Annotated in this window: 20 protein-coding genes; 10 read left to right on the top strand and 10 right to left on the bottom strand. The window is 63.4% G+C overall.

The features are described 5' to 3' along the window. Positions 1-87 precede the first annotated feature (87 nt). Positions 88-1,056, top strand: a complete 969-nt coding sequence (locus J6525_RS33825; protein ID WP_225647921.1) for a phosphatase PAP2 family protein — start codon at positions 88-90, stop codon at positions 1,054-1,056. Positions 1,057-1,217: 161 nt separating this feature from the next. Then, positions 1,218-1,346: a hypothetical protein gene (locus J6525_RS47035; RefSeq protein ID WP_283848656.1), complete on the top strand. Its 129-nt coding sequence runs from the start codon at positions 1,218-1,220 to the stop codon at positions 1,344-1,346. Positions 1,347-1,358: 12 nt separating this feature from the next. Here the strand turns inward: J6525_RS47035 and J6525_RS33820 are convergent, their stop codons facing one another. Further along, positions 1,359-2,576, bottom strand: coding sequence for a glycosyltransferase family 87 protein (locus J6525_RS33820; protein WP_225647920.1), 1,218 nt, complete (start codon positions 2,574-2,576; stop codon positions 1,359-1,361). Positions 2,577-2,971: 395 nt separating this feature from the next. On the opposite strand from J6525_RS33820, the gene J6525_RS33815 reads away from it, so the two are divergent. Continuing rightward, positions 2,972-4,192 (top strand): glycosyltransferase family 87 protein, encoded by a 1,221-nt coding sequence (locus J6525_RS33815; protein WP_225647919.1) that lies wholly within the window; start codon positions 2,972-2,974, stop codon positions 4,190-4,192. A 40-nt stretch (positions 4,193-4,232) separates the two neighbouring features. Here the strand turns inward: J6525_RS33815 and J6525_RS33810 are convergent, their stop codons facing one another. Genes J6525_RS33810 through fliL form a run of 4 tightly spaced genes read right to left on the bottom strand, consistent with a single transcriptional unit; the run spans position 4,233 to position 7,221 of the window. Continuing rightward, the gene (locus tag J6525_RS33810) at positions 4,233-5,045 is read right to left on the bottom strand and encodes a MotE family protein (protein WP_057018623.1); all 813 of its coding nucleotides are present in this window, start codon (positions 5,043-5,045) and stop codon (positions 4,233-4,235) included. Further along, entirely contained in the window at positions 5,042-5,515 is a 474-nt protein-coding gene (locus J6525_RS33805) for a DUF6468 domain-containing protein (protein ID WP_225647918.1), read from the bottom strand. Before J6525_RS33805 ends, J6525_RS33810 begins: the two co-directional genes overlap by 4 nt. After that, complete coding sequence (gene fliM / locus J6525_RS33800) at positions 5,512-6,714, bottom strand: flagellar motor switch protein FliM (RefSeq protein WP_057018625.1); 1,203 nt, start codon at positions 6,712-6,714, stop codon at positions 5,512-5,514. Before fliM ends, J6525_RS33805 begins: the two co-directional genes overlap by 4 nt. 18 nt (positions 6,715-6,732) lie before the next feature. Continuing rightward, on the bottom strand, positions 6,733-7,221 hold the full coding sequence (fliL, locus tag J6525_RS33795; protein WP_225647917.1) for a flagellar basal body-associated protein FliL: 489 nt from the start codon (positions 7,219-7,221) through the stop codon (positions 6,733-6,735). Positions 7,222-7,601: 380 nt separating this feature from the next. Here fliL and flgF point away from each other — a divergent pair, with 380 nt between their 5' ends. From flgF to J6525_RS33760, 7 genes are all read left to right on the top strand, one after another. After that, positions 7,602-8,366 (top strand): flagellar basal-body rod protein FlgF, encoded by a 765-nt coding sequence (gene flgF, locus J6525_RS33790; protein ID WP_057018627.1) that lies wholly within the window; start codon positions 7,602-7,604, stop codon positions 8,364-8,366. A gap of 16 nt (positions 8,367-8,382) precedes the next feature. Then, positions 8,383-9,171: a flagellar basal-body rod protein FlgG gene (flgG, locus tag J6525_RS33785; RefSeq protein ID WP_038376389.1), complete on the top strand. Its 789-nt coding sequence runs from the start codon at positions 8,383-8,385 to the stop codon at positions 9,169-9,171. 2 nt (positions 9,172-9,173) lie between these two features. Then, entirely contained in the window at positions 9,174-10,229 is a 1,056-nt protein-coding gene (gene flgA / locus J6525_RS33780) for a flagellar basal body P-ring formation chaperone FlgA (protein WP_225647916.1), read from the top strand. Between the two features lie 5 nt (positions 10,230-10,234). Then, positions 10,235-10,987: a flagellar basal body L-ring protein FlgH gene (flgH, locus tag J6525_RS33775; RefSeq protein ID WP_028337175.1), complete on the top strand. Its 753-nt coding sequence runs from the start codon at positions 10,235-10,237 to the stop codon at positions 10,985-10,987. A gap of 428 nt (positions 10,988-11,415) precedes the next feature. After that, a complete protein-coding gene (locus tag J6525_RS33770) occupies positions 11,416-11,748 on the top strand; it encodes a hypothetical protein (RefSeq protein ID WP_376708589.1) in 333 nt (110 codons plus the stop codon). A 96-nt stretch (positions 11,749-11,844) separates the two neighbouring features. Then, positions 11,845-12,138, top strand: a complete 294-nt coding sequence (locus J6525_RS33765) for a hypothetical protein (protein ID WP_026193017.1) — start codon at positions 11,845-11,847, stop codon at positions 12,136-12,138. 153 nt (positions 12,139-12,291) lie between these two features. Next, complete coding sequence (locus J6525_RS33760) at positions 12,292-12,612, top strand: hypothetical protein (protein WP_050387610.1); 321 nt, start codon at positions 12,292-12,294, stop codon at positions 12,610-12,612. A 30-nt stretch (positions 12,613-12,642) separates the two neighbouring features. Here the strand turns inward: J6525_RS33760 and J6525_RS33755 are convergent, their stop codons facing one another. The 5 genes from J6525_RS33755 to J6525_RS33735 form a co-directional block, all read right to left on the bottom strand. Next, a complete protein-coding gene (locus tag J6525_RS33755; protein WP_225647914.1) occupies positions 12,643-13,140 on the bottom strand; it encodes a GNAT family N-acetyltransferase in 498 nt (165 codons plus the stop codon). Positions 13,141-13,174: 34 nt separating this feature from the next. Next, positions 13,175-13,606, bottom strand: a complete 432-nt coding sequence (locus J6525_RS33750; RefSeq protein ID WP_225647913.1) for a DUF1801 domain-containing protein — start codon at positions 13,604-13,606, stop codon at positions 13,175-13,177. Positions 13,607-13,645: 39 nt separating this feature from the next. Next, a complete protein-coding gene (locus tag J6525_RS33745; protein ID WP_225647912.1) occupies positions 13,646-13,873 on the bottom strand; it encodes a hypothetical protein in 228 nt (75 codons plus the stop codon). Positions 13,874-14,070: 197 nt separating this feature from the next. Then, positions 14,071-14,502, bottom strand: coding sequence for an SRPBCC family protein (locus J6525_RS33740; RefSeq protein ID WP_225647911.1), 432 nt, complete (start codon positions 14,500-14,502; stop codon positions 14,071-14,073). Continuing rightward, positions 14,499-14,822, bottom strand: a complete 324-nt coding sequence (locus J6525_RS33735) for an ArsR/SmtB family transcription factor (RefSeq protein WP_016846748.1) — start codon at positions 14,820-14,822, stop codon at positions 14,499-14,501. The genes J6525_RS33740 and J6525_RS33735 overlap by 4 nt, the downstream gene beginning before the upstream one ends. Between the last annotated feature and the right edge of the window lie 573 nt (positions 14,823-15,395).

Raw genomic sequence — 15,395 nt, 5'->3', positions numbered from 1 at the left:
GCAACCATCGGCATTGATCGCGCTCCGGTTGTAGTGATAGCCTGCCGCCATTTTCAAGAACCAGCAAATTGGACGAGTGAGATTGGAATGGGGCCGCCCGCGCTATCGGCGCTGACGACATCAGCAGATTCCGGACAAGCCGAAACCATCAACGATCCTGGTCTTTGGCGCATTATCGCGGCCATTGCCGCGGTCGATGCCACCTGGCTGCGTCTGTCAGGGCTTCAGATATCGGTCAGCCCCGTCATGGGCACGGGTTTTCTAGCGCTGATTGCGTTCGGCGTCGTCTACAGCACAGTCAAGCCGGACCGGCATCTGGCGTCCTTTGCAGCGACATCCGCACGGCTCGCCGCCTTCAACGTCGTCGCAATCGTTCTGAGCTATCTCGTCGCCTCGGTCCACTTTCCTCTCGTCGACGACACTCTCGCGGCGACTGATCGCGCGCTCGGCTTCGATTGGCTTGCATTCTTCGATTGGACGAAGATTTCGAACCCGACAATCGGCTGGGCTCTTGATCTGATCTACGACACCATCGTCATTCAAGTCTTGGTGCTGTTGGTCGCTCTTGGCGCGACCGGACGAGCAAAGCGTGCCAGGGAGTTCAGTCGGCTCTTCGCGGTCACGCTACTGTTGATCATCCCACTTTCGATGCTGCTGCCAGCAGAGGGGGCGTGGGCTCATTACGGCGTCGCGCGGCTGACGAGCGCCTACTACCTGCCAGACTTCTATGCGATCCGCTCCGGCGCGATGCATATCATCGACCTTGGCCACGTCACAGGCATCGTGCAGTTCCCTTCATTCCATGCCGCGCTCGGCCTAATCCTCATCCTGTCCGCACGCGGCACGTTCCTGTTCATCCCCTATTTGGCGCTGAACATCGTCATGATCGCGTCGGCGCTGACCGCAGGCGGCCACTATCTCACCGACGTCATCATCGGCCTAGCAATGGTGCCTGCGACGATTCTGATTCTGCGAGCTGGCGCCGAAACGCAAAAAGGCCTTCGTATCCCTCTTCGGGACACAGGGGCGATCGGAGACTCTTCGGTCTCGGTTTGACTTTCGGCGGCGTCAGACGGTGTTGAGCCCCACCGCATCGAAGGCGGAGGACATCCGCTTCAGCCACACCGGCTATCCGTTTCGGACAACGCGCTTCGGCGACGTGTGGCAGCGCCGCTGCGAAGACGGCAGGCATTCCCTCGGACATCTGGAATTGCGATATGCGCGCCTCCGGCTGCACCGAGGCGAAAGCAGCCGGCGCGCGGCACGACGACTTCCAGAAAGTCATCGGCCACACCAAGGGGTCGCCGACGACGGCGAAGGTCGACGACCGCGCAGCCCTTGAGTGAGGCGCTCCGAACTCAGACCGCCGCGACCTCTCGCTCGCCATGCGCCGCTTGCCGCGTCCGCATGCTCTCCCGGACCAGCAACCAACAGAACAGGATGATGACCGGAGAACCAAAAGGCAGCGGCTTCACGACCGACAGTTGATAGAGGACAGGTAGGTAGAAGACCATCGGCGCGAGAAACGTCACGCCAAGCACCATTTTCGACCAGGCCGGAAAGCCGACCTTCAACCACTCGCGGAGCATCCAGGCCAGCGGCAGCGCCATGATGAGCATGTCGTAGAACAGGCAGAACGGCGTAATCAGAAGGCAGGTGAGCACGATGATCGAGCGTTCAGTCGCAGCACTGATCTTCTGACGCAACATCCAGACCAGCACACACGTCATGCCCAGCGCCACGAGGCCGTGAATGATAAAGGCCGTGTTGACGCCGGCGCCGAGCAGGCGCGCTGTCGCGTAAACGCTCTGCAGCAATGAAAACTCGACGTCGCCGTTCTCGAGAGCCTGACGGGCCGAGTGAGAGACGTCGAGGAAGTTGAGCCATGTATCCAGGCCGAACAGCAGCGCGGACAGCACGACGAGCGAAATCGACGACATGCCTGCCCAGATCAGCGTGCGCCAGCGCCCTGTGACGATCAGGGCGATCGGCACGGCCAGCGCCAAATGCGGCTTGATCACCATCAGCCCGAGGATCACGCCCGCGAGCTTTGGCCTGCGGTCCATGATGTTGAGACCGCAGCCAAGGATCGATGCCGTCAGAAAGGCGTTCTGCCCCGCCACGGCATTAAGATAGACCGGCGCATAGGCGAGGATCGCGACCAGGCACCAAGGCGTTCGCAAGATACGCCAGATCACCGCGGCGAACGACGCCGCCGTCATACCAATGAACACGAACAGCGAGGCGAAATACGGCGCGAGCGCGAGCGGCAGGCACACGAGCAGCATCGTCGGCGGATAGAAGAACGCCTCGTAGCCCTCTCGCAGGTATGGAGTTTCCGCGAGCAGATGCAATTCGGGCACATAAACCTCGGCGGGATGCCCGGCCAGAACCTGAAGCGAGGCCGCCCAGAACGTCAAGAAGTCCGAGCCGAGCAGAAAATTATTCGCGCCATAGCCGCCATCGCGGTAAAATAGCCAAAGCGACCTCGCAAGGGTCAGCACCAGCACAATTGCGACGCCACTCACGTATAATCGGGCGCGCGGCGCGGTGAGCCATGGCATGTCTTTCAGCATTGGCAATTCCCAAAACACCACCTTGAGACATAGCGACTTCAATTCCAGAATGACAAATCGGTTGCAACTTAACGCTACTGTTTAAGGCTACCATAACCGGCGTACACTTCTCGGCGTCGATAGGCGTTTGGCTTCGCGGAGACCCCGTCGAGCCCACACCATCGGAGACGGCGAACATCCGCGTCTGCCGGCCAGCAGATAGCGCTGCAGCGCCTCCGGATGGCGTCGGCTTCCGCCTTTGCATCGAGAGGATTAACCTTCGATCCACCGGGCATGCGCGGAACTCCTGCCGATTAACCCAACGCCGCATGGAGATCGGCCACTCGCTTGCGCCACCGCCAGTTGCGGTATACAACCGCTTACATTTCAAGCAATTCTTAGTTTCTGGCAGTTTCATGAACGGATTTGGAATGGTGCGCGCCCGTGCGGAGCGCAGCGGATACGACCGTGCATTGGCCATCGCCTGCCTCATCGTGTTGGGCTTTACCCTGTACTGCGTGTTACCGAAAGTCGTTGACGGTACCGGCGCGACCGGGCTCGACTTTTCGTGCTTTTGGAGCGCGGGGAAAATGGCTCTCGATGGCCATGCCGCCACCGCCTACGATTGGCCGCGGTTGCGGCAAGCGATCATTCAAATACATCCCAGCTTGAACGACGCTCCGTTCCCCGTTTACGAGGTGCCGATACCGTTTTTCTACCCGCCGTTTTTTCTCTTTGCGGCGACACTGCTGGCACTGCTGCCGTTTCCGACCGCGTTCTGGATCTGGAGCACCGCAAAGCTGCTGTGCTGGGCGCTCGTTGTTTCCGCCATCCGGCCGCGCTTCGCGGTACTGCTGCTGGCATTCGCCGTGCCGGCCGTCCTGTACGATTTCATTGTCGGACAAAGCTCCCTGCTCGCGGCATCGCTGCTCGGCGCGATTCTGCTGACGCTGGACAGGCGACCGATCGTCAGCGGCTTCCTGATCGCGCTGCTGATCTTCAAGCCGCAATATGGCGTCCTGCTTCCCCTCGTTCTAATAGCTACCGGACGCTGGACCGTCTTCATCACAGCCAGTTTGGTGGTACCGGTGCTCATGCTGCTCACCGGGCTTACCTTCGGCTGGGACACTTTTGAGGGGTTCCGTGAGGCTGCCGTCTTCGCGACGACGCAGTTCCATCTCACCGGCACACTGGCTTGGTACAAGCTGCAGAGCGTCTACGGCTTGCTTCGGTTTGCCGGCTTTGGCTACGGATCGGCCATGGCATTGCACGTTGCGGTCGCTGCGGCAGCCGCGACGTGGATGCTGATCATATGGCGTCGCAACGTCGGCTTCGCCGTCAAGGCCGCGAGCCTGCTCGTCGCGACCCTGCTCGTATCTCCCTACTTCGCGATCTACGATACGGCGCTACTGGCTCTCGCGCTCATCTTTCTGATGAACGCACCCATGGCCGAACATGGCTCGCTTCTCTCGAATCGCTCCGAACTACGGATCGGGTTCGGCGTGCTTGTCCTGGCGGGGTTTACCTACCCGGTCGCACTCGTGCCCGTCGGTCCGTTCATGTGCGCGACCCTCATCGCGATGATCTGGATGAGATGCAGGCAACCCGGTGTTAAGTCGGACCTGGCTTACGGCTGAGGGGGCCACCGCCAATTGACGGACTCTCAGATAGCTCCCATCAATTCGTCTTCGGGGTGAGCATCTTGCCTTCGATCTTGGGAAGATCGTCGGTCGAGGCCGACTTGTCGCCGCCGGCACGGCGGGCGAGTTCGACCGTGAGCCGTTCGGCGGCTTCCGGCTGCATCAGGCCGAGGATGTCGGACATCTTGCGCGGCTGGATCTGCGAGGCGATCTGGTAGAGCACGTTCATTTCCAGACGATCGAACACCTTCGCGGCGTCCTTCGGCTTCATGTTCTCGTACATGGTGACGATGCCCTTGAAGCGCGCGGCATCGGCTTCCGCCTTTGCCGCGGCATCGGCATTCGTCTTGGCGTCATTGGCCTTGGCCTCCTCGACCTTGGCCTCGATGCGCTTCTCGGCGGCCTTCAGCAGGCTTTCGCGGATCTCGACCTCGCGCGCACGCGTCTCGAGCTCCTGGCGGCGCGCCTGCAGCCGCTCCAGGATCGCGCGCTCGGATGCCGACACTTGCGGCGGCGCATCCAGGTTGACGACGACGCCATCGGGCTTGGACGGCTCCGCGGCCGGTGCGGCCGGCTTCGGTGCCTCGTCCTTCTTGGCGTCCTTGTGCTCGACCGATCCCGTGATGTCGCCGGGATCGGCCTTGATCTTGCTGTCCACCACCGCCTTGCCGGCGCCGGGGAAGTTGAAATTCTGTTGCGCCCAAGATGGGCCAGCCGGGCCGGCCGGCGGCGTATCGTCGGCAAACACGTAACCGCCATCGAGCACGAGGCCGGCGACCTTCAGCACCATCAGGCCGAAGATCGCGACCAGCACCACGGGCATCACTCTGATGTCACGAAGCAACTTCATGCAGCGAGGCCGCCGGCCCTCCTGCGCTCGGTGAAGGCTTCAGCGGCCGCGGCAACCGCGTGTGCGGCCGAGACCCTGGGCGCCGGCGCCACTGGCGCGGCGGGCGCAGCCGCCGGTGCCGGTGCATGCGCGGGCTCGGACGGCCGCGCGGCCATCGCGATCTTGGACAGGCGGCGCACCACGTGGTCGCCCTCCGCCAGCTGGTTCTTCAGCAGCGCCGACATCTGCGTCGCCGCATCGAGCTGGTTGCCGAGGTTCTCGTTGACGTCGCGGACCGCGTGCTTCAACCCGCCGATCGCCCGCTCGGCGATCTCGGTCGCGGTGATCAGTTCGGCGATCGTCGCCTTCAGCGAATGCTCGTCGGCCTTCAGCCGCTGCAGGCGCTTGTTGAGCAGCCAGCAATAGCCGATCGTCAGCATCAGCAGCACGGCTACCAGACTCTCGATTGCTAGTCCAAGCACATGACTCATGGTGCCTCCATCATCTTGGTCCGCTCGTCCGCCTTCTCGAACATCGCGAAGGTGGTTTGGGGTTTACGCAAATTCTTGGTGACGCGGATCGCGACACGGTCGCCGACCCGGCCCATGCGCCCTTCCGTCAGGGTGACGTTGCCGCAGCGCACCGAGACCAGCGCGTCGGAGCGGATATCCAGCGGCAGCGTGTCGCCGACCTTGAGCTTCATCAGCTCCTTCAGCGGGATATCGGCCTCATAGAGCACCGCGTCGACCGAGATCTCGGCCTGCGCCACTTCGGTGGCGAAATGGCCTTCCCAGATCGGGTCGCGGCCGAACTTTTCGCCCATGAACATCTGCAACAGCACGTTGCGGATCGGTTCAATGGTGGCGTAGGGCAGCAGCAATTCGACATTGCCGCCGCGGTCTTCCATGTCGATGCGCAGGCGCACCAGGATCGCGGCATTGGCCGGGCGGCTGATCGCGGCAAAGCGCGGGTTGGTCTCGAGCCGGTCGATCGTGAAGGTCACCGGCGACAGCGGCCGGAACGCCTGCTCGGCATCCGACAGCACCACCTCGACCAGGCGCTTGACGAGGTTGGTCTCGATCGTGGTGTAGGGCCGGCCCTCGATGCGCAGCTGGGTCTGGCCGCGGCGGCCGCCGAGCAGCACGTCGATCATCGAATAGATCAGGCTGGAATCGACGGTAGCGAGCCCGAAGTTCTCCCACTCCTCCGCCTTGAACACCGAGAGCACCGCCGGCAGCGGGATCGAGTTCATGTAGTCGCCGAAGCGCACCGAGGTGATGCGGTCGAGCGAGACCTCGACGTTGTCGGAGGTGAAATTGCGCAAGCTGGTCGTCATCAACCGCACCAGGCGGTCGAACACGATTTCGAGCATCGGCAGACGCTCGTAGGACACCATCGCGGAATCGATGATGGCGCGGATGCCGGAATGGTCGTCGAGGCTAACGTCGCCGACCGTGAAGCCGAGGAGATTGTCGATCTCCTCCTGCGACAGCACGCGCTCGCCATTGGTGCTCTTGCTGCCGAAGTCGCGGCTGCCGTCCTCGACCATGGCGGCCCATTGCAGCGCCATGTTCTCGGTGAGCTCGTTCTTGGCGGCTTCCGCCGCAGCCGCCGCGGGATCCTCGGAATCGAGCGAGGCTTCCCACTGCGCCGCAATAGCGTCCTGGTCCATCTGGTCGTTGCCGGCCATGGCTTTACATCCACCCCGTCACTGGATCACGACTTCCTTGAACAGCACCGCGTTGACCTGGTTAGGTGCCAGCGCAAGGTTGACGCGCTTGGTCAGTTCTTCCTTGAGGCGGAACAGGCCGGCCGAGCCGTTGAGGTCGCTCGGGCGCAGCTCGCGCATGTAGGTCTGGAACAGGTCGGTGACGCGCGGCAGCGCCGGCTTGATCGCCTCGATCTGCTTCTCTTCCTTGACCTCGAGCACGAGCTTCAGCTTGAGATATTGCACGCGCTCGCCGGGCGCGCCGACCAGGTTGACCAGCATGTCCGGCACGTCGACGAAGCTCGGCGGCTTCGGCGGCGGCGCTTCGGCGTGCTGCTCCTCGCCGTGGCCGCGCATGAAGACGAACCAGCCGCCGGCGCCCGCGCCGAGCACGACGAGGAAGCCGACGACGGCAATGATCAGCTTGAGCTTGCCCTTCTTCGGTGCGGCCGCGCCCTCGCCGCTGTCCGCCTTTTCCTCGTCCGCCATCGTCCGCTCGCTTCACTCTGAAGGATGCGAACGCGATTTGCCCCAGCCTTGGCCTGAAGACGCGATACAAATGCCGCCGGCGCACACGCGCCCCAATGCCGGCAACACTGGGGTCATAATGGTTAACGGAAGCTTAGGATTTACCATCCACTAGGAAAAAACTGCCGGGCAAACATGGTCAACAAGACCTTTCTGCCGCCCCGGGCCACACCCGGTAAAACAACTAAACCGTTCAAATAACACACTATTCCAAGTTGGCACGGCTTTCGCTAAGAGGACGGCGTGACCTGAGGGTTTGGGAGAACCCAATGGTTACCGACGGTCCGGCGTGAAGGTTTGGGAGAACCTGCATCGGATCACCTCACAGGGGAGAACCACCGATGCAGAATACGCTTCTGGTCGGCCTATCGAAGCAGATGGTGCTGGAACGGCAGATGGATGTCGTCTCCAACAACATCGCGAACATGAACACCAACGGCTACAAGGCCGACCGGTCGCTGTTCCAGGAATATCTGTCCTCGAACGCGCATGAGGACAATTTCGCCTCCTCCGACCGCCGCGTCTCCTTCGTGCAGGACCGCGCGACCTTCCACGATTTCGCGCAGGGCCCGACCGAAGAGACCAAGAACCCGCTCGACGTCGCGATCGACGGCAATGCCTTTCTGGTGGTGCAGACGCCGGGTGGCGAGCGCTATACCCGCGAAGGCAGCCTGCAGATCAACAATCGCGGCCAGCTGGTCACCGCCTCGGGCTATCAGGTGCTCGGCACCGCCGGCCCGATCACCTTCCAGCAGACCGACCACGACGTCTCGATCGCCGCCGACGGCAACATCACCGTGCTCGAGGGCACCTCCCGACTCGACTCGATCCGCGGCAAGCTGCGCCTCGTCTCGTTCGCGCAGGCCCAGCGCCTGCTGAAGGAAGGCTCCAACCTCTACGCGCCGGGCGAAGGCACGCAGGCGCTGCCGGACACCAAGGCCCAGATCCGCCAGGGCTTCATCGAGAAGTCGAACGTCAATTCCGTCGTCGAGATGAGCCGCATGATCGAGATCACGCGGACCTACACCCAAATCGCCTCGCTGCTGCAGCAGCAGAGCGACCTGCACAAATCGGCGATCGAGAAGCTCGCCGACGTGCCGAACTGATCCGGGAGATTGACCGATGCGCGCACTTTATACAGCTGCGACCGGAATGGCGGCACAGGAACTCAGCGTTCAGGTGATCTCCAACAACATCGCGAACCTGCGCACCACCGGCTACAAGAAGCAGCGCGCCGCGTTCCAGGACCTGATCTACGACCATGTGCGCCGGGTCGGCGCGCAGGCCTCCGATCAGAACACCATCATGCCGATGGGCATCGACCTCGGCGGCGGCGTCAAGACCGTCGGCACGCCGCGCATGATGACCCAGGGCACGCTGTCGCCGACCGGCAACGATCTCGACATCGCGATCCGCGGTGAAGGCTTCTTCAAGATCCTGATGCCGGACGGCACCTTCACCTACACCCGCGACGGCTCGTTCCAGATGGACAATCAGGGCCGCATCGTCAACGCGCAGGGCAATTTGCTGCAGCCGACGATCACGATCCCGCAAAACGCGTCCGGCCTCACCATCAATGCGCAGGGCCAGGTCTCGGTGACGCTGCCGGGCCAGACCGCATCGACCAACATCGGCCAGATCGGCCTGACCCGCTTCATCAACAAGGCCGGCCTGATGCCGATCGGCGACAATCTGTTCGTGGAAACGCCGGCCTCCGGCCAGCCCCAGGACGGCACCGCCAACACTGACGGCTATGGCGACATGCAGCAGAGCAACCTCGAACAGGCCAATGTCGAGGTGGTCTCGGAAATCTCCGACCTGATCGCCGCGCAGCGCGCCTATGAGATGAACTCGAAGGTGGTCTCCGCCGCCGACCAGATGATGCAGTCGACCTCCAACCTGTTCCGCTGAGGATGATGTCGATGATCGCCCGCTCACTCCTGATCGCAGCCGCGCTCCTCGCCGTCACCGTGGCGCCGTCGGCCGCGCAAAGCCGCCGCGAGACCATCGCGGTGCCGACGCTGCGCGCCAGCATCACGGTCGCCGACGACATCGTGCGGGTCGGCGACCTCATCGACAATGCCGGCAGCGCCGGCAGCGTCGCGGTCTACCGCGCTCCGGACCTCGGCACGACAGGCACGCTGCCGGTCGCGCAGGTGCTGAACGTGTTGCGCTCGCACCAGGTGATCGGCGTCGACACGCGCGAGCTGAAGGAGATCACCGTCACCCGGCTGGCGCGCACCATCGACAGCAAGGAGATCGAGCAGCAGGTGTCGCGCGCGCTGGAGGGCCGCCACGGGCTCGGCAGGGCCGGCAACATCGCGCTGACCTTCGACCGCGATCCCGGCGACATCCGCCTCGAGGCGACCAATACCGGCGCGATGCAGCCGATCGCCGTGCGCTACGACCCGCGCTCGACGCGTTTCGACCTGACCTTCGAGATCGGCAACGACGCCGGTGCCGCGCCGTCGAAGCTGCGCTTCACCGGAACCGCGATCGAAACCATCGAGGCCGCCGTGCTGACGCGCAATGTCGAGCGCGGCGACGTGCTGAAGGCCTCCGACGTGAGCGTCGAACGCCGTCCGAAAGCCGAAATCGGCAACGACGCGGCGGTGCGCGACAGCGCGGTCGGCATGCAGGTCCGCCGCCAGCTCCGCCCCGGCCAGGCGCTGCGCGTCGCCGACCTCGCGAAGCCCGATCTCGTCACCCGCGACCAGAACGTCACGCTGATCTACCGCACCGCCGGCCTCTACCTGACGATCCGCGGCAAGGCGATGGATGGCGGCGCCGAGGGCGACACCGTCAGCGTGATGAATCTGCAGTCCAAGCGTGCCGTCTCCGGCGTCGTCACCGGCCGCGGCGAGGTCTCGATCTCGGTCGCGACCCCGCGCCCGGCGCCGACCGCCGACGCCACAGAATCCAATTCCGCTTCCGTCAAGCTGAGTTCAGTCGCACCAAACGCCGAGTAAAGTTCATGTCCCAGTACCGCATCAACCGCCTCGTCCTGACCGGTGCGCTGCTCGCGCTCGGAACGATCGCCAGCGGTTGCTCGTCGATCGACCGTCTCTCCCAGATCGGCGAGCAGCCAAAGCTGTCGTCGATCGACAATCCGACCACCCAGCCCGGCTACAAGCCGGTGCAGATGCCGATGCCGAAGCCCGAGGTCGCCTCCTACAGCCCGAACTCGCTGTGGCGCAGCGGCTCCCGCGCCTTCTTCAAGGATCAGCGCGCCGCGCGCGTCGGCGACATCCTGACCATCACGGTGAACTTCACCGACAAGGCCGCGATCGCCAACGAGACCCAGCGCAGCCGCACCAACTCCGAGGATTCGGGCGTCACCAACTTCCTGGGCTCGCAGACCATCACGCAGCCGAACAAGATCCTGCCCGGCCGCATCCTGACCGCCGACTCCACCGCCTCCAGCGACGGCAAGGGCTCGGTGAACCGCCAGGAAGCGTTGCAGACCAACGTCGCCGCGGTCGTCACCCAGGTGCTGCCGAACGGCAATCTCGTGGTCGAAGGCAAGCAGGAGATCCGCGTCAACTTCGAAATCCGCGAGCTGATCGTGGCCGGCATCGTGCGCCCGGAGGACATCCAGAGCGACAACACCATCGATTCCTCGAAGATCGCCCAGGCCCGCATCGCCTATGGTGGCCGCGGCCAGATCACCGACGTGCAACAGCCGCGCTACGGCCAGCAGGTTCTCGACGTGCTGCTGCCCTTCTAACGGCATGATCCCGCAAAGCGGAAACCGGTTTTCGGAAACGGATCATGCCTGAGTAGGACTTTTACGAGCTCCCACATCTCGTCGCGAACCTAGGCGCGGCGCGGTGTACCAACACGGCCCTCGCTAGCTCCCCTGGCGAGGGCCGTGGCTTTTTGTGACCGGTGGCGTGCGCCGGCGCGGTCGCCGCGCGCAGTCCGATACCGCTTCACGAAAGTCGCGCCATCGCCTTGTCGGTTCGTTAACCCTCGCAGCAGCGCACAGTAGAAGTCCCGGCGCTTGCAACGTAGGGAGACGACAACGCAGGGTTTTCTGTTTGTATGACGGTCATGCAAAGAGACGGACGATATGCGGCGTGGTTCCGGACGCCGCGGGGCGAAGGCACCGGAATAGTCCAGCTTGCAAATGGCAGGATCTCGGGCGGTGACGCCATGTTCATTTATGGCGGCACCTACAAGCTCGATCAGGACCGCTTCACGGCGACGCTGACGACGCATCGCTATGCCGACGGCCCGTTCACCACCGTGTTCGGATGTGACGAGGTCGAGGCGCAGCTGACCGGCTCGTTCAACGGCAACCGGGCGGTGTGCTCGGGCACGGCCAAGCAGGCCCCCGGCGTGCTGTTCGAAGCCACGCTGTTTCTGCAGCAACAGGAGCCGGAGCCCGCCCCCGGCCCAAGGACCACGACTACGCGCGCGGATGTGGCGAGGCTGCCGAAGCTCCCCGGCCGGCGCACGACGGTCGTGAGCAGGCGTTTCAGCTAATCCGTCCGCAATCCCGATGGCGTCGCCACCCGGTCCGGCGTACGATCGCGCATGCGCGAAGCGCAGCCCGATCGATGCAGCCGGAAGGAGGAACGCATGTATGCCGCCATCCGTCACGCCAAGGCGAAGACCGGTAGCGCCGAGGAACTCGCGCGCCGGATCAAGGAAGGCGCAATCCCGATCATCAGCGACGTTGAAGGCTTCATGGCCTATTACGTGGTCTATGCCGGCGACGATACCGTCACCGCGATCAGCGTCTTCAACAACCATGCCGGCGCCGAAGAGGCCAACCGCCGCGCGCTGGCCTGGATCGATGACAATCTCGGCCCATTGCTGGTCGGCCAGGCCACCGCGGTTGCGGGTCCAGTGATCGTGCATACCATAGCCTGAAGGCCGCAACCGGCAAACTTCGCCCGGCAGAAGCTGCCGGCTGCGCGTCCTGCGCGCGTGGCGGCGTCGCGATCCCGTTGAAATCACGGCTGCAACGGATGGCACGCCATTTGCTCCACGATTGCAGCATTGCAATGGGGACTGCGCGCGCAGATGACGTCGATCTCGGCCCTTGGATCGGTCACCGCCAGCATGACGACTGGCACATTGAAGAAACCGCTGACCGCCGACGCCACCGGCGGCAGCTCGCTCGGCGACACCGTCGAGCAGAAGTTTCTCAAATATGCGCAGATGAGCCCGATGGACCGGATGCGCGCGAACATCCTCAAAAGCATGGGCATGTCGGAAGAAGATCTCAAGAACATGACGCCGGATCAGCGCGCCGCGGTCGAGCAGAAGATCAAGGAGCTGATCGAGCAGGCGTTCCAGAAGAACGCCGGCAAGGCCGGCCAGGCGGTCGACATCTCGGCCTAGCTTGCCTGCGCGGGAGCGCGACGGCCGCATTCACGCGTCGGGCCTGTCGCTCAGGACAATGAAGACCTTGCCGCCGAAGTCGTATCGAGCGACCTCGCGCATGCCGAGCCGCAGATGCGCCTTGAGCGAACGCGGGTTGTCTTCCCTGATGAACAGGATTGCCTCGCGGCCGGGGAACGTCGCCTGAAGCTTCGCGTACAACGCATCCAGCACGCCAAGGCCGCGCGCGTCCCGCGAGACGCACACCGGACCATAAACATACGCATCTGCCCGCCCCGGCCAGGCCTTCAGCATTGCCTGCACCGGCGGCGCCTCGCCATATCCCTTCTCCGACGTCAGGAGCGCGCCGAGCAACCCGCCCTCATCATCGGTCGCGACGACGATCGGCTGCCTGTTTGCAATGCGCGTCTCGATCACCTCGCGCGGCCATTGCCCGAGCAGCATGCCGCCGTGCTCTCCGCTGTTGGCCGTCAACAGCGCGGAGATGGCGTCCGCATCCGGCAATGTGGCGAGCCTGGTCCTGATCATCTCAGATGGATCGCGAGCACCATGGCGGCGCAGCTCACGCCTTTTTCTTTGCGGTCGCGCGGGTACCCGCGGCCCTCTTCGCCGGCTTCTTCGCAGATTTCCTGGATTTGGCCTGGTTGAGCTCGATCGCGGCACGAATGAGCGCTTTGAGCGCGCGATCGTTGATCTTGTCGCCCTCGAACAGATCGATCGCGCGCCGCGCATTGCCCTCGAAGCCGGTGTTGAACAGTTTGTCGGGGTCCGGCAGCTGCGCGCCATACATGAAGGTCAGCTTGACCTTGCCCTTGTGGGCGTTGCCGACGGCGATGATGCCGTCGCGCGACCACACCGGGCTGCCCATCCACTTCCACTCCTCGATGATCTCAGGATCGGCGGCGAGGATGCTCTTGCGCAGGCTGGCGAGCGTCTTGCCGCGCCAGTCGGTGAGGTCCTCGATCATCCGGTCGATACGTTCCGATGCCGTCATTATTCTTGCCTCGCGTTCTGAGCCTCCATGCAACCACACTCAGGACGCCGAGGTCGAGCCTTTCGCGATCCGCCGCGGCGACAGATACGGCAACGCGAACAGAAAAAGGCCGCTGAGCAGCATGAAGATCAGCGGGAACAGCGCCAGCAAGCCGATCCAGACCGCCTGCTGCTGCAGGACCATGGCGACGATGTTGATGATGACGGCAACCGTGAAGGTGATCGAGAGCCAGCGGTGCGATTGCCGGATCCAGTTGTTCCAGTTCAATGTGACCTCCTGTTGGATGATGTATGCACAATCGTCATTGCGAGGAGCTCGCGACAAAATTGCAGAGCATTTGCGCTGAAGCGACGAAGCAATCCATCTATCCGTGTATGCGGCACGATGGATTGCTTCGCGGAGCCTGTCATCGGGCGGCGCTATGCGCGCCGACCCGTTGGCTCGCAATGACGAGAGAGAGACCGTCAACCCTCCCGCGCCATCAGCTGATCGAGATTCTCGAGGAACTGCTTCCATCCGGCATGGGCGCCGCCATAGGCCTGCTTCTGATGCGGCTGGAAGCCGGACTGCTCGACGCGCAGATGGGTGCCGGTCGCCGTCGGCGTCAGCGTGAAGACCACGACACTCTCGAGATTGTAGGCGGCATCCGCATGCGCAAAATTCCAAGTGTAGGACAGCGTCCTGTGCGGCTCCACAGTGAGCACCTTGCAGTCCAGCACGCCGCCCCACTCGCCGCGCAGGTTGAAGCTGTGCCCGACCTCGGGCTTGAAGTCGTTCTTCATCAGCCACTCCTCCATCAGATGCGGTTGGGTCAGCGCGCGCCAGAGCTTTTCCGGCGGATGAGGAAATTCACGCTCGACGATCGCGGAGCGCGTTTCAGCGGTGGTCTTGTTCATTGGTCCATCCTTTTGAGGAGATCTTCGAGGTGGTCGAACCGGTTCTGCCAGAAGCCCGCCATCTGGCTGGTCCAGTCGATCAGCGGCGCCAGCGCGCCGAGTTGCGCGCTGTAATGGGTCTGCCTGCCTTCATGGCGGTCGCGCACCAGCCCGGCCTGCTTCAGCACGCCGAGATGCTTCGACACCGCCGGCTGCGAGATCCTGGCGCGGGCCGTCAGCGCGCCGACGGTCTGCTCGCCCTCGCGGCACAGGCGCTCGAAGATGGCCCGGCGGGTCGGGTCTGCGAGGGTTCGAAACAGGATGTCGTGAGCGTCTGGCATTTGCGATCAATAACCCATTGGTTATGGATTAACGTATAACCATCCAGCTATGGATAAGTCAACCGCAAACTTCGGCGGCTCGACAGCCCGCGCCACCTGAGGCTTTCCGGCTCGATGGCACAACAAGACCGCCCGCGCCTTTCATAACCCGCAGGTTATCCGGTGGCGGCGATCGGTCCGTCGGGCAAATCCGGGCGGAACGAAGAGCAAAGCTCGGGCAAATCATGTCGCGAGAACGCGGAAGTTTGACTCACAACGCGCGCAACACATTCAATGTCGTCCTGGCGAAAGCCAGGACCCATATGTGGACGGCCCCCGTGGCACAAGAGCTGTTTGGTGAGATCGGATCGCTTGCATCCATATGTCCGGCCTGTTGGGTGCGATCGAATGGATCGCTGGCCAAGATGGTTTGCGCGATGCGAGTTCCAAACAACCACGCGGCCTGTTGGCGGCCGATGGGTCCTGCGGACTGTCTCGCATCGTTGCTCGATCGATCGCTCCATCTGCTCTTGCAGCTCCGGTCGGCCGGCGAGCGAGCCCGCCGGCTAATCGATTAGGCGGCGGCTGTCATGG

This window comes from Bradyrhizobium australafricanum (genome assembly GCF_020329495.1).
Taxonomy (GTDB): domain Bacteria; phylum Pseudomonadota; class Alphaproteobacteria; order Rhizobiales; family Xanthobacteraceae; genus Bradyrhizobium; species Bradyrhizobium australafricanum.
This window is presented reverse-complemented; position numbering and strand designations above follow the sequence as displayed.